We start from the raw sequence: 25,009 nt of genomic DNA, 5'->3' as shown, positions 1-25,009 counted from the left end.
ATATCGATGATTTCTCGCTTATTTTGTGCGTTCTTGCTGTTATTTTTGATGACACCATTGGGTGCCGGGCCGGCGTACGCCAGTGAGCCTACGGTAGCTCGTATTGAACCCGCCATTCGTGACGGGAAACTGGAAATCGATGCCGAAATCGATGTCCGGCTGAACGAGCAGTTGCGCGACGCTGCCGAACGCGGGCTGCCTCTGTATTTCACGGCCGATATTGTGATCAGCCGGGATCGGTGGTGGTGGTTTGACGAGACGGTGGTCGACACCAGCCGGACCTGGCGGGTGATCTATAACGCGCTGACCCGTCAATGGCGTGTCGGAACGGATTCGCTGAGTTGGCCCGTGTCTTCGCTGGATGAGGCCATGGACATGGTGCGCCATATTCGCCATTGGGTCTTGATCGATGTCTCGGAGCTCGATTATGAGGTGTCGTATCAAGGGCAGTTGCGGCTGCGGCTGGATACATCGCAGTTGACGCGTCCCTTCCAGGTCAATGCGCTCAATAGCAGTTCCTGGAGCCTGGGAACGCCTTGGACGGGTTTTTCGTTCGAATTGGCCAAGCCTCGGGATCCGTCATGAGAATGCTGCTGCGCATCGCGCTGATCATCGGGGCCATCAGCGGGCTGGCATTGTTGGGCCTGCTGGCCTGGTCGACCGGCAACGCGTCGCGGTTTGCCCGCTACTACGATATTTTGCTGGTGTTGAACGGTGTCTTCGCCCTGGCCTTGTTTGTCTGGGTGGTGGCGTTGACGACGCGGCTGGTGCGGCAGATCCGCCGCCGCCAGTTCGGCGCGCGGCTGACGGCTCGCTTTGCCTTGGCCTTTGCGCTGATCGGGGTGGTTCCAGGGGCGTTGATCTACATCGTATCGGTGCAGTTCATGTCCAGGTCCATTGAGTCCTGGTTCAATGTCCGTGTCGATAGCGCGCTGGAGTCCGGCCTGAACCTGGGGCGCGCTGCGCTGGATTCATCTCTGGCCGATCTGGATGCCAAGGCGCGGTCCATGGCGTCGGAATTGAACAATACCCCTGATCGCGACATCCCGTTGGCGCTGACTCGCTTGCGCGAGTCCAGCGGGGTGCAGGATGTGATGGTGTTTACCGGTGGCGGCCGCCTGGTGGCTTTTTCCACCGATCAGTACGGCCAATTGTTGCCGGAAATCCCGCCTGCATCGGTGTTGAACCAGCTACGGCTGGGGCGAGGGTATTCCGCTGCCGAGGCCGATGACGCCAGTCTGGCAGGCGGCAAAGACAGCCTGACATTGCGCGTGGTCATCCCGCTGACGACGCCTCAGCGTTTCGATACCTTGATGTCGCCGCCTTCCGAGCCGCGCTGGTTGCAGCTGCTGCAGCCAGTGCCCGAGCAGATTGCGGATAACGCCAACCGGGTGCAGCAGGGATTTCGCGATTATCAGGAACTCGCGCTGTCGCGGCTGGGGTTGCGCAAGCTCTATGGCATTACCTTGACCTTGGCGTTGTTGCTGGCCGTGTTCGCCGCGATTGCCGTGGCCTTGTCGCTGTCCAAGCGGCTGGTGCGGCCGCTGCTGCGTTTGGCAGCGGGGACTCAGGCGGTGGGGGTGGGCGATTATCGTCCGCTGCCGGAGCCTCCCGAGCGCGACGAGGTAGGGCAATTGACGCGTTCTTTCAATGCGATGACCCGTCAGCTGGACGAGGCGCGCCATATGGTCGAGAGCAATCGCCGCCAACTGGAGCGTTCAAACGTCTATCTGGAAAGCGTGCTGTCGAACCTGTCGTCGGGCGTGCTGGTATTTGACGAAAGCTTTCGCGTGACGACCGTGAATCAGGGCGCACAATCCATTTTGCAGGCCGATTTGCGTTCGGTCATCGGGCGGCCGCTGGAAACGGTCGATGGCATGCTGGAGTTCATCCAGATCGTACGCCAGGCCTTTGCCCAGCACGCGGCGGTGGGGTCCGAGCGTCTGCATTGGCAACAACAGTTCGAGATTTCCCTGGCGCCGTCGGCAGACTCGAACGAGTCTGCGCAAATATTGACCCTGTTGGCGCGAGGCACACATTTGCGGGTGGATGGGCGTGGCAATGGCTATCTGGTGGTGTTTGACGACATTACCGAGGTGATCTCGGCCAACCGCACGGTAGCGTGGGGGGAGGTAGCCCGCCGTTTGGCACACGAAATCAAAAATCCGTTGACCCCGATCCAGCTGTCAGCCGAACGCCTGGCCATGAAACTCGCCGACCGCCTGCAACCGGCGGATCGGCAGATGCTCGAGCGATCGACGAATACCATTGTGAATCAGGTGGGCTCGCTCAAGCAGATGGTGGACGATTTCCGCGAATATGCCCGCACGCCTCCTGCTGTGATGCAAACTATCGACTTCAATGCCTTGGTGGCAGATGTGCTGGCGTTGTATGGTTGGGATCCGGGAGAGAAACATTCGGCCCCGGGACGCGCCCTGGCGCCGGCCCTGAACCTGGATGTCTCGCTGGAGCCTGGCTTGCCGCATATCGAGGGGGATCCCACTCAGCTGCGCCAAGTCATTCATAATTTGCTGTCGAATGCGCGGGATGCCATTGCAGAGCAGGGAGCTGACGGACGTGTACAGGTGACGACGCAACTGATGGGAGAGTCCAATGGCGCCACGCAATCTGCGGTACGTTTTACGGTCGCTGATACCGGTCAGGGGTTTTCGCATAAAGTCATGCAGCGGGCTTTTGAACCGTATGTCACCACCAAGGCTCACGGGACTGGGTTAGGATTGGCAATTGTGCGCAAGATCGTGGAAGAGCATGGTGGGAAGATCGATCTGGGCAACCGCAAGGAAGGAGGGGCGCGGGTTTCGATATTATTGACCCGAGTGGCCCCCAAGGCCGCGGCTATGGACGCGGCTGCGCAAGAACAGGATAATGCGGCTACGCAATAGGTGGAAGGTTTATGGCCAGAATTCTGGTGGTTGACGACGAAGTTGGCATTCGTGAACTTTTGTCCGAGATTCTTTACGACGAAGGGCACACGGTCGAATTAGCCGAAAACGCGGCGCAAGCACGTGCCGCACGGCTGCGCATGCGTCCGGATCTGGTGCTGTTGGACATCTGGATGCCGGATACCGACGGCGTGAGCCTGCTCAAGGAGTGGGGCTCACAAGGGCTGTTGGACATGCCTGTCATCATGATGAGCGGCCATGCCACGATCGATACCGCCGTCGAGGCAACGCGTATCGGTGCCATGGATTTTCTCGAAAAGCCCATCACCTTGCAGCGTTTGCTCAAAACGATCGCAGCAGGCTTGGCGCGTGGCCGCACCTCGCATCCTTCCGCCGTGACGACGCCCCTGAGCGCGGTGACGCCGGTGGTGCCGCTGGAGGACGAGCTGGACCCGCCGTCGGCACTGACGTCTGTGACCAGCCTGCCACCCTTGGCCGAGGCGCCCCCCGCCTCCAGTGGCAAACTGGGCAGCATTGCACTGGATCAGCCGCTGCGCGAGGCGCGCGACGAGTTCGAGCGCATTTATTTTGAATATCATCTGGTTCGTGAAAATCACAGCATGACGCGCGTGTCCGAACGTACCGGTCTCGAGCGCACTCACTTGTATCGCAAGCTCAAGCAATTGGGCATCGAGTCGGCACGTAAACGCGGCACATGAAGATCCTCATCATGGGGGCAGGCCGCGTCGGGACCAGCGTGGCCGAAAATCTGGTGTCCGAGCAGAACGACATCACGGTGATCGACACGAATGTCGATCAACTGCGCTATCTGCAGGATCGCTTCGACCTGCGCGTGGTGCACGGCGATGGGACCCAGGTGGCCGTGCTGGAGGCCGCAGGGGCTGAGGATGCCGATCTGTTTGTGGCCTGTTCCGCTTCCGATGCGGCCAATATGGTCGGCTGCAAGATCACTCGACAGTTGTTCAATGTGCCGCGTCGCATTGCCCGTATCCGCATGCCGGATTTCGAGGACCAGCCCGAGCTCATGGGGGAGGAGGGCTTCTGTATCGACGCGCTGATCAGCCCCGAACGCAGTGTCACTGCGTATTTGCATAGCTTGATCGAGTTTCCCGAGGCCTTGCAGGTCGTCGAATTTGCGGATGGGCGCATCAGCGTAGTCACGGTGCGTGTCGGGCATGGCAGCCCGATGGCACATCATCCGATTGCACAGTTGCGCGAGGTATGGCCCGATGTAGCGGCCCGCGTGGTGGACGTAGTGCGCGATGGCCGGCCCCTGCAGGCTGACCGAGGGACCGTTATCGCGCCGGGCGATGAGGTCGTGCTGGTAGTCGATTCCCGGCATGCCCGCCGTGCTGTTCGGCAGCTGCGCGAGGCGGAAAAGTCTGTGCGCCGCGTCATGATTGCGGGCGGCGGCAACATCGGTCTGCGGCTGGCGCGTCAACTGGCCGAGGAAAATTACAGCGTGCGCATTATCGAGCACAACGAAAAACGCTGTGAATACCTGGTGGCCGAGTTGCCCAGCAGCGTGCTGGTGCTGCATGGCAGCGGCACCGACGAGGAGCTCCTCGAGCAAGAAAACATCGGCGATATGGACACCTGGCTGGCGCTGACCAGTGATGACGAAGACAACATCATGTCGTCGTTGCTCGCCAAGCGTCTGGGTGCGCGCAAGGTGATCGCGCTGATCAACCGCCCAGCCTATGGCGAGTTGATGCAGGGCAGCCATATCGATATTGCGGTATCGCCGGCGCAAGCCACCATGAGCGAGTTGCTGCGGCACGTCCGCCGTGGCGACATTGTGGTCGCGCACCGGTTGCGCCAGGGTGTGGCTGAGGCGATTGAGGTCATTGCCCATGGCGACCGCAGCAGTTCCAAGGTCGTGGGGCGCGCCGTTGGAAATATCCGTTTGCCCAAAGGGGCCAGCATTGGTGCGTTGGCGCGCGGTGACGAGATTTTGATGCCGGACGACGATACGGTCATCGAGACGGACGACCATGTCATTGTCTTTGTACCCTCGCGCCAGATGATGCCGCGCGTTGAAAAACTGTTCCAGGTTTCGGCGTCTTTCTTCTGATCTCGGATATCGTCACCCATGCGCCATACGGCCATTCACATTAGCGTTTGCGACTGCCTATGAAGCGCTTGTTGGCTACCCTCTACGTCGCGGGCCTGACCATGGGCGTCTTTGCGCTGACCATGCTGCTGCCGCTGGTGGTGGCATATTTGGGCGACGACGCGGGATTCACGGCGTTTCTGGATGGGTTTTTGCTGGCGTTTGGGGGTGGAGCCGCGGTCTGGCTCGTCACGCGGCGCGGGCGTAGCGAGTTGAATGCTCGAGATGGGTTTTTGCTGGTGGCGGTGGTATGGGTCAGTCTGCCGCTGCTGGCGTCGATCCCGTTCTTGATCTATTTCGACCGGGCCGGGATACCACTGTCGTTTACTGACGCGTATTTCGAGGCTATGTCGGGCTTGACGACTACGGGGGCGACTGTGTTGACGGGGCTGGATGATCTGCCGGCTTCGATCAATCTCTGGCGTGCCACCTTGGTCTGGATTGGCGGTTTGGGCATCCTGGTGCTGGCGGTGGCGATTTTGCCGCTGCTCGGGGTCGGAGGGCATCAGGTGGTGCGGGCCGAAACGCCAGGGCCAATGAAAGACGAGCGTTTGACGCCCCGTATTGCCAGTACGGCAAAAGCGCTCTACGCGGTCTATTTCGGGCTGTCCATATTGTGCCTGGTGGCCTATCGCGGCGTCGGGTTGTCGTGGTTCGAGGCCTGGTGCCACACGGCCACCACGATGGGGCTGGGAGGGTTCTCGACCAAAGACTCCGGCTTTGCCTATTTCGACTCGGTGCCGCTGGAGATCGTGTCGATGATTTTCATGACCTTGGCCGGGATCAATTTCGCGACCCATTTCAACGCCTTGCGACAGGGCAGTTTGCGCGCCTATCGTGTCTGTCCGCAAACGGTGCCATATCTGGTCATCATGTTGGGCGCGGGGCTGGTGATTTCCGCTTATTTGTACTTCCGCGGTGTCTACCATGATCCGCTGCTGGCGTTGCGCTACGGCATGTTCCACACGATTTCAGTGGCCACCACGACAGGTTATGCCACAGTTGACTACGCCACGTGGCCCTTGATCGCGCCTTTGACCATGCTGCTGTTGTCAGGGTTTGTCACCTCTGCCGGCTCGACGGGCGGGGGAATCAAGATGATTCGCGCCGTGTTGCTGGCCAAGCAGGCGCGTAACGAATTGGTCGTCATGCTGCATCCCAATGCCGTCAGTCCGATTCGTATGGGCGGACGTCTGGTGAATCAGCGCGTGATGGCGTCGGTGTTGGCTTTTATGATGGTCTATGGTTTGTCGATCGGTGTGTTTACCAGTCTGTTGCTGGTATCGGGCCTGGAGCCGATCACGGCCTTTTCTGCGGTGCTTGCTACGATCAACAATACTGGGCCGGGTCTGGGGCCGGTGGGGCCCATGGGTAATTTCGCAGTCCTGACCGATTTTCAGACTTGGGTCTGTACGTTTGCGATGTTGATCGGTCGGCTGGAATTACTGACCGTCGTGGTGTTGTTTACCCCAATGTTTTGGCGCAAGTAATCGGTAGTCCCCGCAGGCCCCCGCTACGCGACGGCGACGAGATACCGCGCCAGGGCGGCCAGATCCGGTTCCACTCCTATGCCTGGCGTGTCCGGCAGATGTAGCCAGCCGTCGTTCAAGTTTGTCAGCGGACATACCTGCTCGCGTAGCGGATTCGGATTCGCATCCACCTCGACCAATCCGGCTGGCCCCAGGGCGGCGCGCAGATGCATCGATGCTGCCAGCCCGATACCGCCGCCCAGCCAGTGCGGGCAGAATACCAGGCCCGCCTGTTCAGCCCGCCGCGCTACGGCCACGCAGCCCGAAATGCCGCCCCATTTGGCCACGTCGGGCTGCACAAAGCGCAGATGTCCATTCTGGATGGCGGCGTCGAAGTTGGCATGGTCACGGATGTTCTCGCCAGCCGCCAATGGAATCGGGGTGCTCTCGGCCAGTTGGCGCCACGTGTCCAAGGGTTCGTCGGCCGCCAGGGGTTCCTCGATCCAGTACGGCTCGTAACGTTCTAGCGCGGCGATCCGTCGCATTGCGTTCTCAGGTTCCCAAGCTTGATTGGCGTCTATCATGATCTGGGCCCGTGGGCCCAGCGCGGCGCGTATGGCCTCGAAATCGGCGATGTCCTTGTCGGGCTGGAAACCCACTTTGAATTTGAATGCGGTGTAGCCTTCCGCCTGTTTGGCCAGTGCTGTCTCGGCAACTTGCTCGGGCCCCAGTCCGCTGGCGTACAGGCGCACGCGGTTGTCGGCCTGTGGTGTATCGGCCAGCAAGCGCCATAGAGGCAGGCCAGCGCGCCGGGCCTGCATGTCCCACAGTGCCTGGTCGAGGGCGGCGATGACCTGTGCCAGAGGACCCGGTTCGCCAGCCTGCAGCGCCATGCGGCGCACACGCTGTGTCAACTGCCGCCACGTGTCGGCCGGTCTGTCGCTGGGCGTGCCTTCGGCCAGCGGGGCGACGATCTCGCGCATGATGCGCGCGCGGTGCTCGGCGCCCACGGTCGGGAAATTGCAAAACACCTCACCCCAACCCCAGGCGCCGTCGGTGGCGCTGACACGTACGAACACGGCGGGTCGGTTGGTCATGGTGCCGACGGCTGCGGCTACGGGGCGTTCAATCGGGGCGCGAAACACCCAGCATTCGATTTTGGCAATGGTCATCCGGTGCGTCGCTTATTCCACTGAGATACCGATGTCGGTGGCGACTTTGCGCCACTTAGTCAGTTCGTCGCCGATGTATTGGCGAAACGCCTGAGGCGTGCCCGCATCGGTGCTCAGTCCCGCTTCGGCCAGTCGCGCTTTGATGGCGGGGTCGGCCTGGATCTGGTTAATGGCCTGGTTCAGCTTGTCGACGATGGGGGCCGGCAGACCCGCGGGGCCAGCCAGCCCCTGCCACGCCACAGCCTCGAAACCGGGCAGACCGGCGGCCTCGGCGATTGTCGGGATGTCTGGGTACTCGGGCCGCCGCGTTGGGCCGCAAACACCCAGCACGATCAGTTTGCCAGCGTTGACTTGCTGCATCATCGAACCCTCGTCGGCGAAGATCATGTCCACGTGCCCTGCGACCAGATCGCCCACCAATGCGCCGGTACCCTTGTACGGCACGTGCAGCAGCTTGGTGCCGGTGCGCGACTGGAACAGCTCGGCGGCCATTTGCTGCATGCTGCCGGTGCCGGACGATCCATAGGTAAGTTTGCCTGGATTCGCCTTGGCATAGGCAATCAGCTCAGCCGCAGTGCGAGCCGGTACCTGGGGATTGAGCACCAACACGTAGTTGACATTCACCGTCTTGGTGATGGGCGTCAGATCGGCCAGCGGGTCAATGGGGGTGTTCTTGTACACGACCGGATTGATGCCCAGGATAGCAATGTTACCCACCAACAACGTGTGGCCGTCGGCCGGTGCACGTTTGACTAGTTCGGCGCCGATGTTGCCGCTGGCGCCGGGGCGATTTTCCACAATCACGGTCTGACCCAGGATGCGGGATAGCTCAGGCGAGACGATACGCGAATAGATATCTACCGCGCCGCCAGGTGAGAAAGGCACGATCAATCTGATGGGCTGGGTGGGGGAGGTGGACTGAGCGAAGGCGTGGTTGCTGGTTGAATAAGCCACGGCGGCCAGCATGGCACCACACAGGAACTGCCGCCGTGTGTAATGGAAAAGGGGGCGCATCTCGTCTCCTTGTGATGTGCGCCGCCTGTGTGGGATCGTGTAATCGGGGTGGCGGCTCTTGCAGGGATTATCGACAGTGTGGTGTTAAGCATCAATTATTAATATTTCATTAACCCATATAATTTTCATATGAGTAAATTGCATCCATTTCAGCCTGATGGGCAGCCGCTGTCGCCTGCTGCCGCGTATCGGCTGGACCGACTGCGGCTGCGTCACCTGCGACTGCTGGAAGTCATCGGCCGTGAAGGCTCGCTGGGCGCAGCCGCGCGTGAACTGGGCATCAGTCAGCCAGCGGTCACGCTGTTGCTGCGCGAGGTCGAAGACGTCTTTGGCATGCGGCTGGTCGAGCGCGATGCGCGTGGGGGCCGATTGACGGTCGCAGGCCGTCACGCGCGCGACCGGCTGGTTATCGCGATGGCGTCGGTGAATTTCGCCATCGGCGCGGCGCGGCAAAGCGGGCGCGATCCCACGCTCAGGGTAGGGTGCGTGCAACTGATCGGTTTCAGCGCCTTGCCTGAGGCCTTGGAGCGTCTGTCAGTACAAGGCCCGTTGCCATATATGCATATCGAGGAGGCCGAGGCCGTGACGCTGCTCGCCGCGTTGGCCGCCGGTGAGCTCGACTGCGTCATCGGCTGGCTGGACGAGACGATCGCCTCGTCCGTAAACCTGGATCTGCTTCATGTCGAACCGCTATGGTCGGGCCGCATGCAGGTGTTTGCCGCGAGCGGGCATCCTCTGGCTCGGCACAAGCAGGTGCGCGTGGCTGAATTAGCCGAATGTTCCTGGGTAGTGCCACACAGGGGATCGCGCACTTACGCGGCGTTCCAACGTCTGTTCCTGAACAATGGCCTGGCCGCACCACGGCCGCGAATCGTGTGCACGTCCATCCATTCCGGCATACATATGGTGGCAGGAGGGCAATTCGTCAGTGTCGGCCCGGATCGCCTCATCGCCCAGTACCGCGACAGCCTGGGTATCCAGCCGCTACGGGGCCGTGAGCTAGATACCGGGCCCACCTACTTGTCGTTTTTCACCCTGAAAGAAGCGGCCGATTTCGAGCCGACGCAGCAGCTCAGGGATGCCTTACTGGCCACCCAGTTCACTGACCTCAGTTGACGCCATGGGGAGAGCGCCGGCGTGCGCCGCATTCGTGTTCAAGCGGTGTTGAGCGTGCGAGCTTCTGTCACAATCTGGTCAGGTATCGACGTCAAAATACTAGGACAAACCCGAATTAGGGTTATCCCGCGCCTGTTCGGCAGCCCCATTTTTCGCGACCTTACAGGCTGAACCGCGCTGACAGCCGCGCCATTCCTAGTCTGTGAGCGTTTACTCACTTTTCTGTCACAGACAAAAACGCATTGATTCTTGAAGTTGCGCGTAAATGTCACGATTTTGATTCTTCTTGGCACAAAGTTGCGGCTATCATGAAGGCATAAGACACCGTCTAGTGCCCCCCGGGAGGTCGCCGGGCTTCAAGGCCGAATGGTGCGTCCCTACCAACGTACATAAAGGAGTCGGAGATGGAACAGATCCCGTTCGTCTCGTCCGCCCCAAACACGCTCGGCATTGAGTTGGAGTTGCAACTGATCAATCCACGCAGTTTTGATTTGGCTGCAGCAGCTGACGAGTTGTTGGTTCAGATGGCCAATCATCCTATCGCGGACCGGGTCAAACCCGAAATTACGCGCTCGATGATTGAGCTGAATTCTTCGGTACATGAACACCCCATGGGCCTGTTGGCCGAGATGCGCGAAATGCGCGACGCCCTCTGCGAGGCAGCTGATGCCGTGGGTGTTTCCGTGGCAGGCGGGGGTGCCCATCCCTTCATGCGCTGGCAAGAGCGCGCTATTTCCGATTCCCCCCGTTTTCAGTATCTGGCGGAAATGTATGGGTATCTGGCTCGCCAATTTACGGTCTTTGGCCAGCATATTCACCTGGGCGTGCCTTCGGGCGATGCGGCGGTGCGGATGGTGCACAGTCTGTCGCCCTATATTCCGCATTTTATTGCGCTGTCGGCCTCCTCGCCCTATTACGAAGGGGTGGACACGCTGTTTTCGTGCTGCCGCCTCAATGCGGTGAATAGCTTCCCACTGGCCGGTCATTTACCGGCGGAAGTCATGGACTGGTATCAATTCGAGGCGCATATGGCGCAACTGCGCCAGAGTGGCCTGGCCGAGAGCATCAAGGACCTGTACTGGGATATCCGGCCCAAGCCGGAGTTCGGTACGGTCGAAATCCGCGTGTGCGATACCCCGCTGACGGTCGAGCGAGCATGCCAGTTGGCGGCTTTTGCCCAAGCGCTGGCGGTATTGGTCTCGCGCGAACCGCAGCCGGCCTCCAAGGCCTGGCTGGCCTACCGCAGTAATCATTTCCAAGCCTGCCGCTTTGGCCTGCAGGGCAGTTATGTGACGCCGGACGGGCAGCGGCTGCGTTTGATTGACCACTTGCGGGCGTTGTTCCAGCGTCTGATGCCTATTGCAGACGAGCTGGGGACGCGCGACATGCTGGCCATGTTGCAAGAGGAAGCTGTCCGCAACGGCAATGACGCACGCTGGCTGCGCGGGCAATTCCACCGCGTGCGCGATTTGCCGGCCGTGGTCGAGTCGATGACTCGGGTGTGGCGCGGCGAGCGTGATGCGGCCGTGGTCGCCGAGGCTACCCCTCGACGCCGCATCCGTGCCACGTCTGAGCCTATGCACGGCGGCGTTCAGGCGCTGGCGACTCCTGAGGCCGGGCGGACTTCCGGCTGGGGTTCGGATCGCCTGCACTGAGTGGTGCGTAGCAGGGCCATTGCGGCACTGAACCATTCTGGAGCAGGGCGGTACGAGCCCTGCTGCTGCGAAAATCTGACTATGCAGCGGTGATCCGGCATTCGTCGTGGCGCGTCAGCTGCCCGCGCGGCGACCGCCGATGGCGCTGATCGACAGGTGGGTTTCGCCCGGCGCGCTGCGGCGTGCGGCCGCGCGCCAGGCGTGGCCATAGGACACTTCAATGGTCAACGGAATGACGCCTTCTGCGTTGCGTTGGGCTTCCAGCGCCGCGTGCAAGCGAGCCAGCCAATCGCGTCCTACCAGTCCCCTGCGGCGGCCGTTCGCAGGGTTGCCTCCCAGTGCTCGCACGTCTTGCAGCAGGCTCGCGGGGGTGCGATAGGTCAGCGTCAGGGTTTCCTGATCCATCACGGGATCGGAAAAGCCGTTTTCCACCAATAGGTCCCCGAAATCATGCATGTCCACAAATGACGGCGTTGCGGTGTGCAGGCCGGCATCGTCCAGCGCCTGGCGCAGTTCGCGCAGGGTCGCAGGCCCCAGACAGGAAAACATGGCCAGTCCGCCGACCTTGAGTATGCGGCGCCATTCGGCGAGTACCGCGTGCGGCGCCGGGTGCCAGTGCATGGCCAGATTGGACCAGACTAAATCCAGAGACTCCGGGGGCAGGCCCGTGTCGGCGAGATCGGCGCGCAGGAAACGCGGGCCGTTCTGACCACGGCCGATCAGTTTCCCGAGCCAATGGCCCACGCCTGCCGCGGCATAGCGCTCACGTGCATGGGTGAGCAGTGTTTCGCTGATGTCCAGGCCCTGGTAGGTGGCATCGGGATAACGTTCCCGCAGCAGAGGCAAATTGTCCCCGGCACCACAGCCGGCATCGAGCAGGGCCTCGGGTTGCAGGCGGATGTATTGCAGGCGGCCCAGCATGCGGCGGGCGACTTCGCCATAGAGGAATTGTGCGTCGGCCAGGTCGCCGCGGCGCGAAAACTGCCGTACGACGTGCGCGGGGTCCAGCGGCAAGGTCGGAGGCGTGACGGGTGTGGGGTGTGACATGAATGTCGCGCTGCTGCGTGGCAGCGCAGGAAAAGCATGGTGTGATAGCGGCCCTTGCGACTTGCACGAGCCCGAATGCTATCCATTATGGCCGATTCGCGTTTTCTCTACCGCCTGGGGGGTGTTACCCGGCGAATGTTCTCGCTGGTGGCGACGGATTGTCCTCTATGCGAGGGGCGGGCGGCCGGGGGCGGGCTATGCGCCGGCTGCCGCGATGACATTACGCAAACGATGCAAAACGCAGGATACCGCTGCACGCGCTGTGCGCAGCGCATGCTGTTCGGCGGGCAGGCATGCCAGGGCTGCGCCGATATGTGCCCGGTTTTTACGCAGGCCATCGCGGCGTTCGACTATGAGCCGCCGTTCGACAGCTTGATCGGCCGTTACAAGGCGGAGCATCGTTTTGGGCTGAGTACGACCCTGGCGCAACTGCTGGCCGGCGCTATCGCACGCGCAGGCGGCATAGCGCGAACCGGGTCGAGATCGGCGCCTTGCCAGCCAGAGCAGGTTGAGGGACGTGGGACGTACGCATTAAAGGCGAGTACGGTCCTGATCCCGATCCCCTCCAGCAGCGCCTCCTTGCGTCGGCGAGGCTTCAATCCCGCCGCTGAGTTGGCCGCCAGCTTGGGGGCTTGTCTGCAGTTACCCGTGCGGCGGGGGGCCTTGCGCCGCCTGCGCGAGGGCCCGCGTCAGGCATACAGCGGCCGTCAGGCGCGTCAGCGAGGGGCTCAGGGGCTGTTCGCCTGCGTCGCGCCTGTTCAGGGCCTGTCTATAGGTCTGGTCGATGACGTGATGACGACGGGCAGCACGGTCAATGCGGCGGCACATGCGTTGCTCCGCGCAGGGGCTGCGGACGTCACGGTGCTGGTGGCGGCGCGTACGCCGGTACGGGACCGCCATGCCTAGCGCTTTCGGCCGGCTGGGTCCCGCATTTTTCGCAGCGTAGACGAGCTCCCTGGCAAAATAGCGTCTTCGCGTGCCGCGTGTGCTGGTGCGCCAGGATGATATTCATGTTTCACGTCGTACTCGTTTGCCCTGAGATTCCTCCCAATACCGGTAACGTCATTCGGTTGTGCGCCAATACCGGAGCGCAACTGCACCTGGTGCGGCCGCTGGGATTTGATCTGGACGATACGCGCCTGCGGCGCGCGGGGCTGGATTATCACGAGTGGCAGCCTGTGCAGGTCCATGACACGTTGGCACAGGCGCTGGCCGCCACCGGCGCGCAGCCCGATCATTGCTATGCCATGACCACGCGTGCAACGCATAACGTGTCAGAGGTGGCATTCGTGCCGGGCGATGTGTTTGTGTTTGGCCGTGAGACGGCTGGGCTGTCTGCCGAACACATGGCCATGTTTGCTTCATCGCAGCAGATCCGTTTACCCATGTGCGAGGGGCAGCGCAGCTTGAATCTGTCCAATGCGGTGGCGATTACGGTGTTCGAAGCATGGCGGCAGAACGGCTACGCCGGCGGATCATAGTGTCCGCGCGATGCCGTATGGTGTTCCGGCATCGAGCGATACTTGCAGGGATGGCGGCATGGCGGGTGCCGCCATGTGCCGTCGCTGTCGTGTTCGCCTTCGCGGCGTATCGCTCAATCCAGCGATAATCCCAACCGCTTGATCACTGCATTCCAGCGCGCCTGATCTTTCTGGATGCGATCGGTCAATTCGGCCGGACTGGATGGGGCAGGCGTGAAGTACTGCTGCGCCAGTTGTTTACGCACAGCGTCGCTGTTGATGATCTGTGCCAACTCCTTGTTCAGGCGCTCCACAATCGGAGCCGGCGTGCCCGCGGGGGCGAAGATGGCGTTCCAGGAGATGGCTTCAAAGCCCGGATAGCCTTGTTTGTCCATGGTGGGAATACCCGCCAGGGACTCGCTGGGCTGCAGGCTGGTGATGGCCAGGGCTTTGACTTTGCCGCTTTGGACTTGCGGCATCGCGATGGCAGGCACCATGAATCCAGCCTGTACATCACCGGCGATGATGGCGCTGATGACCTGCGGAAAGCCCGAATACGGAATTTGCACGAGGTCGATGTCTGCCTCGCTTTTGAACATTTCCATGGCCAGATGCGCCGAGCTGCCGGGGCCGACGGAACCGTAGTTCAGGGCGCCCTTGCGCTCGCGCGCCAGTTTGACGAAATCCGCGACGTTTTCGACGGGTAATGTCCCCGGGACCGTCAGCACATTGGGGCTCGTGGCGACCAGTGTGATGGGCTGCAGGTCTTTGAGCGGGTCGTAGCCCAGGGTTTTCTTGTACAGCTCGGGGGCGGTGACCATCGGGCCGTTGATGGTGTAGACCAAGGTGTAGCCATCGGGCGCGGCCTTGGCGACCATGCGGGTACCGATGTTGCCGCCTGCGCCGGGTTTGTTATCGATGACGATGGGCTGGCCCAGTGCTTGTGACAGCGGCTCGGAAATGGTCCGCGCCAGCAAGTCCGGCGATGAGCCCGGCGGAAAGGGCACCACCATATGGATGGGGCGTTCGGGCCACGCGGCCATGGCACTGGTCGGCAGTACGGCGGCAATCAATAGCAGGGGCAGGCAGCGCAGCAGAGCGCCAGCGCGAAATGGGCGGGCAAGGGGCATGGTGAGCTCGTTGATTTGTCTCGATGTTGATATGGTTTTGTGGAGCGTATTGTGAGGGATATGTTGGTGCGGCGGTAGGGGATCTCGGTGCTTGGCGTGCGCGAGGATCGGCGCTGACGTCAAAATTTCTGCTCGTGTCGGACGGTCGATGCGTGTTGGCGCGGTGCTGCCGTGCATCGAATCATGCGTGAGCTAAATTTCCAGTCGCGCCTCGCGTGCCAGGAGTGCAGATACCGCGGTCACCGGGGCGACGCCCTCGAACAGCACGGCGCATACCGCCTCGGTAATGGGCAATTCCACACCCAGTGTGCGAGCGCGCTGCAGCGCTGCACGCGCGCAGCGCACGCCCTCTGCGGTGATGCCGCTGGCCAGAATATCGGCCAATTTACGCCCCGCGCCGATTTCCAGGCCGACACGGCGGTTGCGCGATAGTTCGCCGGTAGCGGTCAGGACCAGGTCTCCCAAGCCGGTCAGGCCAGCAAAGGTTTCGCCCTGGGCTCCCAATGCGACACCAAAACGGCTCATTTCCGCCAGGCCGCGCGTGATAAGCGCCGCGCGGGCGTTGGTGCCCAGGGCCAGGCCATCGGAAATACCGCAGGCGACCGCGATCACATTTTTCAAGGCGCCGCCGACTTCCACGCCTGCAACGTCGGTGCTGGCGTAGACGCGTACTGCGCCGCCATGCAGGGCGGTGGTCGTGGCGCTGCGCACGGTCTCGTGTTCGCTGGCGATGGTGAGGGCGACAGGCAAGCCCTGCGCGACTTCGCGGGCGAAAGACGGCCCGGACAGGACGCCGCCGGGGATATTCGTACCGCTCAAGGCTTCGGCCACGATCTCATGCGGCAAGCGGGCTGTGTCGGCCTCGAAGCCTTTACAAGTCCACACCACGGGGGTGTGTGCCAAGCCCAATGCGGGCAGGCGGGCGGCCAATTCGCGGCAAATCGCATCCAGGCCCGCGACAGGCACGCCCAGGATGATCAAGGTCTGCGACGGCGCAGCGGCCAAAGGCGCCAGAGCCTCTGCCAGATCACTGGTGATGCCCAGGGTATCGGGCAGCGCAACATCTGGCAGATAGCGTGTGTTCTCGTGGGATTTTGCCATCGCCTCGGCCTGCGCGGCATCGCGTGCCCACAGCGTCGTGCGATGGCGGCGGCTGGCAGCGGCGGCCAGCGCCGTGCCCCAGCTACCCGCGCCGAGAACGGCAATGTTCAAAGGAGCGGGTGCTTGGGTCATACGTGCGAACGCAGTCGATTACTGGCGAGTCGCGCCGGGCGGCAGGATGATGCCCGAGTCTGCGCCGTTGGTGCTGCCTTCTTGCTGTTGGGCCAACTCGGCCAGGCGTTGCTCGTACAGCGCCTGGAAATTGACCTCGGCCAAATGCAGTGCCGGCAGCGAAGTGCGGGTGATGGCATCGGCGATGTTGGCGCGCAGGTACGGATACAGCATGGTGGGGCAGACGATGCCCAACAGCGGGTCCATTTGTTCGGCGGGAATATTGGCCAACTCGAAAATGCCGGCTTGCGTGCCTTCGACCAGATACAGGACCTTGTCGTTGACGCGGGTCGTCACAGTAGCCGTCACGGTGGATTCGAAAATCGATTCGGCCAGGCGCTGGCCGCCGACGTTGATGCTGACTTCGACTTGCGGCTGCTCTTGTTCCAGGAACACGTGAGGCGCATTGGGCATTTCCAGCGACAGGTCTTTCAGGTAGACGCGTTGCAGATTGAACGCAGGCGATTCGCCGCCTGCCTGCTGGTTGTTTTGATCCTGTTCAGCCATGAGAATTTCCGGGTTGTAGGTGGACAAAAAATAAAGGCGGGCGGCGCGCGGACCGTCAGCCGTTGAGCAGCGGCAACAAGCCGCCTGAGCGATCCAGCGCGATCAGGTCGTCGCAGCCGCCAACGTGTTTGTCGCCGACAAAGATCTGCGGCACGGTACGGCGGCCGGTGCGTTCAATCATGACGTCGCGCTGGGCTGGATCTTGATCGATGCGGATGATTTCCAGGTCGGTGACGCCACGCTCGGTCAAGAGCGCCTTGGCGCGCGCGCAATAAGGACAATAATCCTTTGAATACATGACAACTTTATTCATGCCGGGCTCCAGGTCAGGGTTTCTGAGTGACGGGCAGGCCAGCCGAGGACCAGGCGCGCATGCCGCCTTCGAGCACGGAAACTTCGGCAAAGCCCTGCGTGCGCAGGCGGGCGGCGATGCGATTGGAGTCGCGGCCGGTCTCGCAAACCAGCAACAGCGGCTTGTTTTTGGGCAGCGAGCTGGCTTTTTGCTCGACCTCGGCAGCCGGCAAGCTGCGTGCCTGGGCGATGTGGCCCGCCCGGAATTGCTCGGTCGGCCGAACGTCCACCCAGACGCCTTGGCGCTGGTTGATCAATTGAATGGCTTCGGCAGTGCTGAGGCCTTTGCCGCCTCGACCCTTGCGCAGCGCCGGGACGGCGAGCATGATGCCCGACACCAGCACCACGGCGACGATGAAGATGTTTTCTTTAGCTACCAAGAATTGCAGAAGATCCACAGAGGTTCCTGAAAGGGGGACAAGCTTGCACAATACGCATCGCTCGTCTGGACACGGCGGCCTGATTCGGACCCGCATCATACTGGGTTAGCGTGCGGTCAGGTCGAAATGCCTGCCGCTTACGGTAAGAAACCCAGAGTTGCCGGGAAAAACCAGGAGCAAAATCGCTCAATTATAAAATGAGCGCATTCGTCAACTTCAAGCCAGCCCTCGGGCGGCCCAAAACCATGTACAAACTCGTTCTGATGCGTCACGGCGAAAGCCAATGGAATCTGGAAAACCGCTTCACCGGATGGACCGATGTCGACCTGACCGACACCGGCCGCGAACAGGCCCGCAAGGCAGGTGAGCTGCTTAAAAAAGAGGGCTACGAATTTGACCTGGCGTACACCTCGGTGCTCAAGCGCGCTATCCGCACGCTCTGGATCGCGCTGGACGCCATGGACGCGATGTACACCCCGGTGGGAATCAACTGGCGCCTGAACGAACGCCACTACGGCAACCTGCAAGGCTTGAACAAGGCCGAAACCGCCGCAAAATACGGCGATGAGCAGGTGCTGATCTGGCGCCGTGCCTACGCGATCGCCCCTGAACCCCTGGCGCTGGATGACAAGCGTCATCCTCGTTTTGACGATCGTTATGCCAAAATCCCGGCTGATCAATTGCCGGCGACCGAATGCCTGCAAGACACCGTCGCCCGCGTGTTGCCGTTCTGGAATGACTCCATCGCACCGGCCATCCGCGCCGGCCGCCGGGTGCTGGTAGCGGCCCACGGCAACAGCTTGCGTGCTCTGATCAAGCACTTGGACAATATTTCTGATGACGACATCGTGAGCCTGAATATTCCTACGGGTCAGCCCCTCGTTTACGAGTTGGATGCAGACCTGCGCCCGATCCGCCATTATTATCTGGGCGATGCAGCGGAAATCGAGGCCGCAATGGCCGCGGTTGCCGCCCAAGGCAAGGCGAAAAAGGACTGATTCATGCGGTTTGTGGCAGGTTTGCTGTTGACGGTGGCTGTGGCGGTGACGCCATGGCCCGGCGTTGCGGCGTCGNCGGATCTGGCAGACCGCCAGTCCGACGCCGAGCGGCAGCAAGCCGAGCTGCGTGAGCGCATCGATACCCTGCAGAAATCGCTCGAGGATCGAGAGGCTGCACGCAGCGAAGCCGCCGACGCGTTAAAGGCCTCAGAATCGGCGATCTCGCGCATCAACCGCCGGCTGCGCGATCTGGCTGCCGACAATGATCGGGCCGAGGCCGACTTGGCGGGTCTGGAAAAGCAGATCGTTGCGCAACAGCAAGCGTTGCAGCGCAAGCGTACCGAACTGGGCGATCAATTGCGCACCCAGTACACCAGCGGCCTGTCTCCGTGGACCGCGTTGCTGTCGGGCGATGACCCCCAGCAACTGGGCCGTAATCTCGGTTATTTGGGCTATGTCTCGCGCGACCGAGCCGAAACGGTACAGGCATTGCGGCGTGATCTGGATCGTTTGGCCGAACTGCAGGGGCAAGCGGATGCGCGTCGCGCAGAGATCCAGCGCACGGTCGCCGAAACCACTGAGCAAAAGGCCGAGTTGGTCAAACAGCAGTCCGAGCGCGCGACGTTGTTGGCCCAACTGGAAGGGCAGATCGCCGCGCAACGCGCTGAGGCGCGCAAATTAGGGCGTGATGACAGCCGCCTATCGACCCTGATCGTCGATTTGGAAAAAGCCATCGCCGAGCAGGTGGAGGCCGCGCGTCGCGCCGAAGAGGCCCGGCAACGCGCCGAGGCCGTCCGCCGTGCGCAAGAGGCGCGTCTGGCCGAGGAAGCACGGGTCAAGGCCGAAGCCGCCCGCGCCAAGGCCGAGGCCGAACGTCAGGCCGCCATGGCTCGCGCCGCTGAGGCGGCAAAGGCCGAGCAAGCGGCCAAAACAGAACAAGCCCGGGCTGCCGCTCAGGCTAAACGCGATGAAGCCGCGCGTGACGCGGCGCGAGCGCGTGAGCAAGTCGAGGCCGCTCGCGAACGCGAGCGTGCTGCCAGCGAGCGTCAACGCGGCGCTGTGGCATTGGGCGATTGGGATGCGCTGAGCCCGGCAAACCAGGGCGATGTGCGAGTGAGTCAGCCACCACCGGCCCGGCCAGCAGAGCCGCCGGCACGCGCGGCTGCTCCGGCGTCACCGCCCTCGAGTCGTCAGGCGGACGACGCCGCTGACAGTGATGAGGCGTCTACGCAACAAACTGCGCGCCGTGCAGCACCGCCGCCCAGCACAGGAAATGGCCTGCGCCACGGATTGACTGCGCCTGTCCGTGGTACGGTACAGGGTCGTTTCGGGGTGGATCGTCCCGATGGTGGCGTCTGGCGGGGCATCGTGCTGCGTACGGCCGCAGGTACCCCAGTCAAGGTCGTTGCCCCCGGCACAGTGGTTTACGCCAGTTGGCTACGGGGTTTCGGTAACTTGATCATTGTCGATCATGGCAAGCAATATATGACGGTATATGCCTACAACCAGAGTCTGCTCAAGCAGGTTGGAGACACCGTAGCCGCTGGCGAGGCCATCGCAACGGTAGGCTCCACCGGCGGGCAGGTGGAATCGGGCCTATACTTTGAGATTCGATATCGAGGCACCCCGGTGGACCCGGCCCAGTGGTTGGCCTTATAACCTCCGGCTCAAAATCAGGAAGTGTGCATGGGCACTCGCAAGTTTCGCGGTTTAGGTTTGATGGCTACCGGTGTGGTGGCGGGCGTTTTGCTCAGCGTAGGTGTGACAGCACTGGCGCAGCGAGGCAGTCCCCTGCCGCTGGACGAGCTCCGGCAGCTCAGCAATGTGTTTGCCGCCATCAAAAACAACTACGTCGAGGCGGTCGACGACAAGACGCTGATCGATAACGCCATATCGGGCATGGTGTCCAATCTGGACCCCCATTCCGCCTATCTGGATGCGGATGCATTTAAAGAAATGCAGAGCACCACACAGGGCGAGTTCGGCGGTCTCGGCATCGAGGTCGGGGCCGAAGACGGTTTCGTCAAAGTCATCTCTCCCATCGAAGACACTCCCGCCGCGCGGGCCGGTGTGATGGCTGGCGACCTGATCATCAAGATCGACGATACGCCCACCAAAGGCATGACCTTGAACGACGCCGTCAAGCTCATGCGCGGTGCGCCGAAAACGCCCATCACGCTGACTTTGGTGCGGGCCGACAATCCACAACCCATTGTGGTGAAGATTGTTCGCGACATCATCAAGGTGCGCAGCGTACGCAGCAAGATGCTCGACGGCGGCGTGGGTTACGTCCGCATCGCGCAGTTCCAGGAAAAAACCGGCACCGATCTCGCGCGTCACCTCAAAGACCTGGGTGCAAAAGGCGCGCCCAAGGGCCTCGTGCTGGATCTGCGTAACGATCCGGGCGGGCTGCTGACCAGCGCGATTGGTGTAGCGGCCGCGTTCCTGCCGCCCGATGTGCTCGTGGTGTCCACGGATGGCCGCACGCCGGATTCCAAGCACAAATACCTGGCGACGCCCGCGGAATACGCGCGTGGCGAGGGCAACTATCTGTCGGATCTGCCCGGCTGGGTCAAGACCGTGCCTATGGTCGTGCTGGTAAACGTCGGTTCGGCTTCAGCGTCGGAAATCGTGGCGGGCGCGCTGCAAGACTACAAGCGCGCCAAGGTGCTGGGCAACCGTACCTTTGGCAAGGGTTCGGTGCAGATCATTCTGCCGCTCAGCCAGGATACGGGCGTCAAGCTCACGACCTCGCGTTATTTCACGCCCAAGGGACGCTCCATCCAGGCAACCGGTATCGAGCCTGACTATGTGGTGGCCGATACGGCCGACGGTGATCTGTTCCGTCTGCCGCGCGAAGCCGATCTGCAGCGCCATTTGTCGAACAACCAGAGCGACGAAGTCAAATCGCTGCCTGGCGGGGACGAATCGTCGCCGGTGGGCAAGGTGTTCGAGTTCGGCGGCAAAGACGACTTCCAACTGCAGCAGGCGCAAAATGTGCTGGCAGGCAAACCCGTACAAAAGGGCTCTGCCCGCGCGCAGGCACAGGCCAATGCCAAACCTGCCGTCAATGGCGACACAGAGCGCCTGACGATCACGCCGTCTGGAGTGCAACCCGCCAAGAACAAATGAACGACCAGCAGTTATTGCGTTACGCCCGGCATATCTTGCTAGATGAGCTGGGCATCGAGGGCCAGGAAAAATTCCTGGCGGCTCGAGTGCTGGTAGTGGGCGCGGGCGGGCTCGGTTCTCCCGCGGCCTTGTATTTGACGACGGCGGGGGTGGGCGATATCACCCTGGCGGATGACGATATCGTCGAGTTGAGCAATCTGCAACGCCAGATTCTGCACGGCGAGGCGAGCGTCGGCCGACCCAAAGCCGAATCGGGTCGCGATACGCTGGCGGCCTTCAATCCCGAGACGCACGTGACCGCGCGTGTCGAGCGCCTGGACGGCCTGGCTCTGGATGAGGCCGTCGCGGCTGTGGATCTGGTGCTGGACTGCACCGATAACTTCAGCACACGGCACGCCATCAATCGCGCCTGTGTGCTTCATCGCAAACCGCTGGTCTCTGGGGCGGCGATCCGTTTCGACGGTCAGGTCAGCGTGTACGATCTGCGTCGCGACGATGCGCCCTGCTATCACTGCCTGTTTCCCGAGGCCGATGACGTCGAGGCCGTGAACTGTGCGACCACAGGGGTTTTCGCCCCGCTTGTGGGCATCATTGGCGCCATGCAGGCGGCCGAGGCCCTGAAGCTCCTGGCTGGCATTGGCGAGAGTCTGTCGGGCCGATTGCTGTGGTTGGACGTACGCAGTATGCAATGGCGCAGCGTCAACGTGCACCGCGATCCCGAATGCGCGGTCTGCGGGCACCGCGGGCATCAGGCCCAGCACGCAGCCTGAGCAACCACCCAGTACGGATTCCTGGCGGAGCCTGGTAGCCTGCCTTTGCGCCTGGTATGGCTGCCTAAAAAGTTTTCATATAACCTGATAAATAATCTACAATCATCGCATGCTGACCAAATCCACCACCCTCACCGAGCAGGTCGCCAGTCAACTGTCGGCCGACATTGGCGCGGGCGTTTACCCCGTGGGCGCCAAATTGCCGACGGGCAAGGCGCTTGCGCAGTTGTACGGCGTCAGTGCCGCGGTGATTCGCGAGGCGACCGAGCGGCTGCGCGCACAGGGCCTGGTCGAAAGCCGCCAGGGTGCGGGCTGTACGGTGATATCGCGTACCGTCAGCCGGGGGTTTCAGGTACCCGGCCATTCCTCGCTCAGCCGCGACGAATTGGCCAGCGTCTACGAACTGCGTATGGAGCTCGAGGGCGGTGCTGCGGCCTTTGCCGCGATGCGGCGCACGGACACCGATCTGGCCGAGATGTCACGCTGTCTGGAGCACCTGCAAAACCATCTGCATCATCCCGAACTCGCTGTCGAACAAGACATCGCTTTTCACGCGGCGATTGCCGTGGCCACGCATAACGCCTATTACCAGCAACTGCTGCAGTATCTGAATCTGCAGGTGCGCGAGGCGGTACGCATGGCACGCGACAACACACTGCAGCATCAATCCGAGCGCATTGTCGATGTGCATCAAGAGCACGTCGATGTATACGAGGCTATTACGGCCCGCGATGCTGTCGCTGCCCGACAGGCTGCCGTGCGGCATTTGCAGCGCGCCGCCGCGCGTTTGCAGCTGGATTTTTCGACCATTGATGCCGCGTCGGCGCCGATGGCCACTACGCCTGCCGATCTGGTCGCGCGCACTACGAAATCTGCACGGGCGACCTAGCCCATTCTCCGATTCCTCGATCTTTGCATCTTCTGTCTGAACACTATGACTACTTCCGATTTTGCGCAGCGCCTGGTCCGAGCTCTGGGCCCCGATACGGTATTGACCGCAGCCGATGACATCGCTCCGTGGTTGTCAGATTGGCGTGGTTTGTATAACGGGCAGGCCCAAGCTGTCGTACGTCCACGTACCACTGAAGGGGTAGCGCAGTGTCTCGCGTTATGCCAACAAGCCGGCGTACCTGTTGTGCCTCGCGGTGGCAATACCGGCCTGTGTGGCGGTGCGACGCCGGATCAGGCGCCAGCCAACGTGGTGCTGTCGCTGGACCGCATGAATGCTGTGCGTTCCATCGATACCATCGCCAATACCATGGTGGCCGAGGCTGGATGCATTCTGGGCAACCTGCGCCGCGCTGCCGAGGATGTGAATCGCTTGCTGCCCCTCAGCCTGGCTGCGGAAGATTCTTGCCAGATTGGCGGAAACGTCTCGACCAACGCGGGTGGTGTCAACGTCGTGCGCTATGGCATGACGCGCGAGCTGGTACTAGGTATCGAAGCGGTGTTGCCGACGGGCGAGATTTTTCATGGCCTGCGTACGCTGCGCAAAGACAACACGGGGTATGACCTCAAACAATTGTTGATCGGCGCTGAGGGCACACTGGGTGTGATCACCGCTGTGGCATTACGCTTGTTTCCTCGCAATAGTGTGCGTTCCGTGGTGCTGGCGGCGGTGCAGTCCCCTGAGCAGGCCTTGCAATTGGCCGAGTTGGTCAACGAGCAATGTGGTCCGCGTCTGCAGGCCTACGAGTTTTTCACGGGTGATTGCGTGGACTTGGTGCTGACGCATGCGCAAGGCGTACAAGAGCCCTTTGCACAGCGTTATCCCGGCTATGTGCTGATGGAGTTGGCCGACACGGCCGATGAGGATGCGCTGAATGCGTTGTTGGAAAACGTGATGGGCGCCGCGTTGGAGCGCGAGTTGTGTCTGGATGCTGCTGTCTCGACGTCGTTGGCTCAATTGCAAGCGCTCTGGAAATTACGCGAAGAAATCTCCGAGGCCCAGCGTGCTGATGGTCCGCATCTCAAGCACGACATTTCATTGCCGATCGAACAGATTCCGGCATTCATGCAATCTGCCGAGCAGCGTGTCCGTGCGGCTTATCCAGATATCCGGCCGTTTATCTTCGGGCATTTCGGTGACGGCAATCTGCACTACAACCTCTCGCGTCCGGCAGGGGCGCCACGCGAATGGGCAGCCGAGCAGGGTGATGCCGTGACGGATATCGTGCTGGACGAAGTGAATCGCTACGGTGGCAGCATCAGTGCAGAGCATGGTATCGGTCAGCTCAAGCGGGATCATTTCCTGCATAGCAAGGATCCGCTGGAACTGCGATTGATGCGGGACATCAAGCGGATTTTTGATCCGGCGGGGATTTTGAATCCTGGGAAGTTGCTGTAGACCCGAATTTGGTTGTGGGTCACGCGGAATTGACGGTGTTTTGTAGGTTGTCTTTGTTGAGCGCTGGATGTGGCTGTCGAGAGGTTGGAGTTCTTTCGGCGTCGTGGCGGGGCGGTAAGCGTGTGGGGGCTTCGCGTGGTCGGTCGGACGCC

Annotated in this window: 23 protein-coding genes; 15 read left to right on the top strand and 8 right to left on the bottom strand. The window is 61.7% G+C overall.

From position 1 onward, the window contains the following. The first annotated feature begins 6 nt into the window (after positions 1-6). The 5 genes from ACNA0J_RS21405 to ACNA0J_RS21385 are packed head-to-tail and all read left to right on the top strand — an operon-like array spanning position 7 to position 6,527. The gene (locus tag ACNA0J_RS21405; protein ID WP_415820902.1) at positions 7-585 is read left to right on the top strand and encodes a DUF4390 domain-containing protein; all 579 of its coding nucleotides are present in this window, start codon (positions 7-9) and stop codon (positions 583-585) included. Further along, the gene (locus ACNA0J_RS21400; RefSeq protein ID WP_415820901.1) at positions 582-2,903 is read left to right on the top strand and encodes a sensor histidine kinase; all 2,322 of its coding nucleotides are present in this window, start codon (positions 582-584) and stop codon (positions 2,901-2,903) included. The genes ACNA0J_RS21405 and ACNA0J_RS21400 overlap by 4 nt, the downstream gene beginning before the upstream one ends. A gap of 11 nt (positions 2,904-2,914) precedes the next feature. Further along, positions 2,915-3,622, top strand: a complete 708-nt coding sequence (locus ACNA0J_RS21395) for a response regulator (RefSeq protein ID WP_415820900.1) — start codon at positions 2,915-2,917, stop codon at positions 3,620-3,622. After that, entirely contained in the window at positions 3,619-4,998 is a 1,380-nt protein-coding gene (trkA, locus tag ACNA0J_RS21390) for a Trk system potassium transporter TrkA (RefSeq protein WP_415820899.1), read from the top strand. The genes ACNA0J_RS21395 and trkA overlap by 4 nt, the downstream gene beginning before the upstream one ends. Before the next feature lie 59 nt (positions 4,999-5,057). Further along, the gene (locus tag ACNA0J_RS21385; protein WP_415820898.1) at positions 5,058-6,527 is read left to right on the top strand and encodes a TrkH family potassium uptake protein; all 1,470 of its coding nucleotides are present in this window, start codon (positions 5,058-5,060) and stop codon (positions 6,525-6,527) included. Between the two features lie 23 nt (positions 6,528-6,550). On the opposite strand, the gene ACNA0J_RS21380 is transcribed toward ACNA0J_RS21385, so the two are convergent. Together ACNA0J_RS21380 and ACNA0J_RS21375 are read right to left on the bottom strand one after the other, a co-directional pair. Further along, entirely contained in the window at positions 6,551-7,678 is a 1,128-nt protein-coding gene (locus ACNA0J_RS21380; protein WP_415820897.1) for a mandelate racemase/muconate lactonizing enzyme family protein, read from the bottom strand. 12 nt (positions 7,679-7,690) lie between these two features. Further along, positions 7,691-8,692: a Bug family tripartite tricarboxylate transporter substrate binding protein gene (locus ACNA0J_RS21375; RefSeq protein WP_415820896.1), complete on the bottom strand. Its 1,002-nt coding sequence runs from the start codon at positions 8,690-8,692 to the stop codon at positions 7,691-7,693. A 129-nt stretch (positions 8,693-8,821) separates the two neighbouring features. On the opposite strand from ACNA0J_RS21375, the gene ACNA0J_RS21370 reads away from it, so the two are divergent. Both ACNA0J_RS21370 and ACNA0J_RS21365 read left to right on the top strand, forming a co-directional pair. After that, positions 8,822-9,808 carry a LysR substrate-binding domain-containing protein gene (locus tag ACNA0J_RS21370; RefSeq protein ID WP_415820895.1) on the top strand — a complete coding sequence of 329 codons (987 nt, stop codon included), beginning with the start codon at positions 8,822-8,824 and terminating at the stop codon, positions 9,806-9,808. A gap of 404 nt (positions 9,809-10,212) precedes the next feature. After that, positions 10,213-11,463, top strand: coding sequence for a YbdK family carboxylate-amine ligase (locus ACNA0J_RS21365; protein ID WP_415820894.1), 1,251 nt, complete (start codon positions 10,213-10,215; stop codon positions 11,461-11,463). 114 nt (positions 11,464-11,577) lie between these two features. Here ACNA0J_RS21365 and ACNA0J_RS21360 read toward each other — a convergent pair whose 3' ends face one another. After that, positions 11,578-12,510 carry a methyltransferase domain-containing protein gene (locus tag ACNA0J_RS21360; protein WP_415820893.1) on the bottom strand — a complete coding sequence of 311 codons (933 nt, stop codon included), beginning with the start codon at positions 12,508-12,510 and terminating at the stop codon, positions 11,578-11,580. Between the two features lie 75 nt (positions 12,511-12,585). Here ACNA0J_RS21360 and ACNA0J_RS21355 point away from each other — a divergent pair, with 75 nt between their 5' ends. Both ACNA0J_RS21355 and ACNA0J_RS21350 read left to right on the top strand, forming a co-directional pair. After that, entirely contained in the window at positions 12,586-13,416 is an 831-nt protein-coding gene (locus tag ACNA0J_RS21355; RefSeq protein ID WP_415820892.1) for a ComF family protein, read from the top strand. Between the two features lie 104 nt (positions 13,417-13,520). Continuing rightward, the gene (locus ACNA0J_RS21350) at positions 13,521-13,991 is read left to right on the top strand and encodes a tRNA (cytidine(34)-2'-O)-methyltransferase (RefSeq protein ID WP_415820891.1); all 471 of its coding nucleotides are present in this window, start codon (positions 13,521-13,523) and stop codon (positions 13,989-13,991) included. 113 nt (positions 13,992-14,104) lie between these two features. Here ACNA0J_RS21350 and ACNA0J_RS21345 read toward each other — a convergent pair whose 3' ends face one another. The 5 genes from ACNA0J_RS21345 to ACNA0J_RS21325 all read right to left on the bottom strand — a co-directional run bounded on the left by ACNA0J_RS21345 (position 14,105) and on the right by ACNA0J_RS21325 (position 17,628). Then, the gene (locus ACNA0J_RS21345) at positions 14,105-15,100 is read right to left on the bottom strand and encodes a Bug family tripartite tricarboxylate transporter substrate binding protein (RefSeq protein WP_415820890.1); all 996 of its coding nucleotides are present in this window, start codon (positions 15,098-15,100) and stop codon (positions 14,105-14,107) included. 192 nt (positions 15,101-15,292) lie between these two features. Beyond that, entirely contained in the window at positions 15,293-16,333 is a 1,041-nt protein-coding gene (locus ACNA0J_RS21340; RefSeq protein ID WP_415820889.1) for an NAD(P)H-dependent glycerol-3-phosphate dehydrogenase, read from the bottom strand. Positions 16,334-16,351: 18 nt separating this feature from the next. Then, positions 16,352-16,879, bottom strand: a complete 528-nt coding sequence (secB, locus tag ACNA0J_RS21335) for a protein-export chaperone SecB (protein ID WP_415820888.1) — start codon at positions 16,877-16,879, stop codon at positions 16,352-16,354. Between the two features lie 55 nt (positions 16,880-16,934). Continuing rightward, positions 16,935-17,192, bottom strand: coding sequence for a glutaredoxin 3 (grxC, locus tag ACNA0J_RS21330; RefSeq protein WP_415820887.1), 258 nt, complete (start codon positions 17,190-17,192; stop codon positions 16,935-16,937). A gap of 13 nt (positions 17,193-17,205) precedes the next feature. Next, positions 17,206-17,628 (bottom strand): rhodanese-like domain-containing protein, encoded by a 423-nt coding sequence (locus tag ACNA0J_RS21325; RefSeq protein ID WP_415820886.1) that lies wholly within the window; start codon positions 17,626-17,628, stop codon positions 17,206-17,208. A gap of 227 nt (positions 17,629-17,855) precedes the next feature. On the opposite strand from ACNA0J_RS21325, the gene gpmA reads away from it, so the two are divergent. From gpmA to ACNA0J_RS21295, 6 genes are all read left to right on the top strand, one after another. Continuing rightward, positions 17,856-18,608 (top strand): 2,3-diphosphoglycerate-dependent phosphoglycerate mutase, encoded by a 753-nt coding sequence (gpmA, locus tag ACNA0J_RS21320; RefSeq protein WP_415820943.1) that lies wholly within the window; start codon positions 17,856-17,858, stop codon positions 18,606-18,608. 76 nt (positions 18,609-18,684) lie between these two features. Further along, on the top strand, positions 18,685-20,267 hold a 1,583-nt coding region (locus ACNA0J_RS21315; RefSeq protein WP_415820885.1), incomplete at its 5' end, for a murein hydrolase activator EnvC family protein. 27 nt (positions 20,268-20,294) lie between these two features. Next, positions 20,295-21,740, top strand: a complete 1,446-nt coding sequence (locus ACNA0J_RS21310) for a S41 family peptidase (protein ID WP_415820884.1) — start codon at positions 20,295-20,297, stop codon at positions 21,738-21,740. Beyond that, positions 21,737-22,510: a HesA/MoeB/ThiF family protein gene (locus ACNA0J_RS21305; RefSeq protein ID WP_415820883.1), complete on the top strand. Its 774-nt coding sequence runs from the start codon at positions 21,737-21,739 to the stop codon at positions 22,508-22,510. Before ACNA0J_RS21310 ends, ACNA0J_RS21305 begins: the two co-directional genes overlap by 4 nt. Before the next feature lie 109 nt (positions 22,511-22,619). Continuing rightward, positions 22,620-23,399, top strand: a complete 780-nt coding sequence (locus ACNA0J_RS21300) for a FadR/GntR family transcriptional regulator (protein ID WP_415820882.1) — start codon at positions 22,620-22,622, stop codon at positions 23,397-23,399. A gap of 45 nt (positions 23,400-23,444) precedes the next feature. Then, positions 23,445-24,857, top strand: coding sequence for an FAD-binding oxidoreductase (locus tag ACNA0J_RS21295; RefSeq protein WP_415820881.1), 1,413 nt, complete (start codon positions 23,445-23,447; stop codon positions 24,855-24,857). The last annotated feature ends 152 nt before the right edge of the window (positions 24,858-25,009 follow it).

The organism is Bordetella tumbae (assembly GCF_965139195.1).
GTDB lineage: Bacteria > Pseudomonadota > Gammaproteobacteria > Burkholderiales > Burkholderiaceae_B > Bordetella_A > Bordetella_A tumbae.
The sequence above is the reverse complement of the archived record's forward strand: the minus strand, read 5'-3'. Positions and strand labels throughout refer to the sequence as shown.

What these genes read in the sequence shown, in the direction of transcription:
- ACNA0J_RS21405 (WP_415820902.1), top strand. Translation starts at nt 7, where the DNA reads ATGATTTCTCGCTTATTTTGTGCGTTCTTGCTGTTATTTTTGATGACA.
- ACNA0J_RS21400 (WP_415820901.1), top strand. Translation starts at nt 582, where the DNA reads ATGAGAATGCTGCTGCGCATCGCGCTGATCATCGGGGCCATCAGCGGG.
- ACNA0J_RS21395 (WP_415820900.1), top strand. Translation starts at nt 2,915, where the DNA reads ATGGCCAGAATTCTGGTGGTTGACGACGAAGTTGGCATTCGTGAACTT.
- trkA (WP_415820899.1), top strand. Translation starts at nt 3,619, where the DNA reads ATGAAGATCCTCATCATGGGGGCAGGCCGCGTCGGGACCAGCGTGGCC.
- ACNA0J_RS21385 (WP_415820898.1), top strand. Translation starts at nt 5,058, where the DNA reads ATGAAGCGCTTGTTGGCTACCCTCTACGTCGCGGGCCTGACCATGGGC.
- ACNA0J_RS21380 (WP_415820897.1), bottom strand. Translation starts at nt 7,678, where the DNA reads ATGACCATTGCCAAAATCGAATGCTGGGTGTTTCGCGCCCCGATTGAA.
- ACNA0J_RS21375 (WP_415820896.1), bottom strand. Translation starts at nt 8,692, where the DNA reads ATGCGCCCCCTTTTCCATTACACACGGCGGCAGTTCCTGTGTGGTGCC.
- ACNA0J_RS21370 (WP_415820895.1), top strand. Translation starts at nt 8,822, where the DNA reads ATGAGTAAATTGCATCCATTTCAGCCTGATGGGCAGCCGCTGTCGCCT.
- ACNA0J_RS21365 (WP_415820894.1), top strand. Translation starts at nt 10,213, where the DNA reads ATGGAACAGATCCCGTTCGTCTCGTCCGCCCCAAACACGCTCGGCATT.
- ACNA0J_RS21360 (WP_415820893.1), bottom strand. Translation starts at nt 12,510, where the DNA reads ATGTCACACCCCACACCCGTCACGCCTCCGACCTTGCCGCTGGACCCC.
- ACNA0J_RS21355 (WP_415820892.1), top strand. Translation starts at nt 12,586, where the DNA reads ATGCTATCCATTATGGCCGATTCGCGTTTTCTCTACCGCCTGGGGGGT.
- ACNA0J_RS21350 (WP_415820891.1), top strand. Translation starts at nt 13,521, where the DNA reads ATGTTTCACGTCGTACTCGTTTGCCCTGAGATTCCTCCCAATACCGGT.
- ACNA0J_RS21345 (WP_415820890.1), bottom strand. Translation starts at nt 15,100, where the DNA reads ATGCCCCTTGCCCGCCCATTTCGCGCTGGCGCTCTGCTGCGCTGCCTG.
- ACNA0J_RS21340 (WP_415820889.1), bottom strand. Translation starts at nt 16,333, where the DNA reads ATGACCCAAGCACCCGCTCCTTTGAACATTGCCGTTCTCGGCGCGGGT.
- secB (WP_415820888.1), bottom strand. Translation starts at nt 16,879, where the DNA reads ATGGCTGAACAGGATCAAAACAACCAGCAGGCAGGCGGCGAATCGCCT.
- grxC (WP_415820887.1), bottom strand. Translation starts at nt 17,192, where the DNA reads ATGAATAAAGTTGTCATGTATTCAAAGGATTATTGTCCTTATTGCGCG.
- gpmA (WP_415820943.1), top strand. Translation starts at nt 17,856, where the DNA reads ATGTACAAACTCGTTCTGATGCGTCACGGCGAAAGCCAATGGAATCTG.
- ACNA0J_RS21310 (WP_415820884.1), top strand. Translation starts at nt 20,295, where the DNA reads ATGGGCACTCGCAAGTTTCGCGGTTTAGGTTTGATGGCTACCGGTGTG.
- ACNA0J_RS21305 (WP_415820883.1), top strand. Translation starts at nt 21,737, where the DNA reads ATGAACGACCAGCAGTTATTGCGTTACGCCCGGCATATCTTGCTAGAT.
- ACNA0J_RS21300 (WP_415820882.1), top strand. Translation starts at nt 22,620, where the DNA reads ATGCTGACCAAATCCACCACCCTCACCGAGCAGGTCGCCAGTCAACTG.
- ACNA0J_RS21295 (WP_415820881.1), top strand. Translation starts at nt 23,445, where the DNA reads ATGACTACTTCCGATTTTGCGCAGCGCCTGGTCCGAGCTCTGGGCCCC.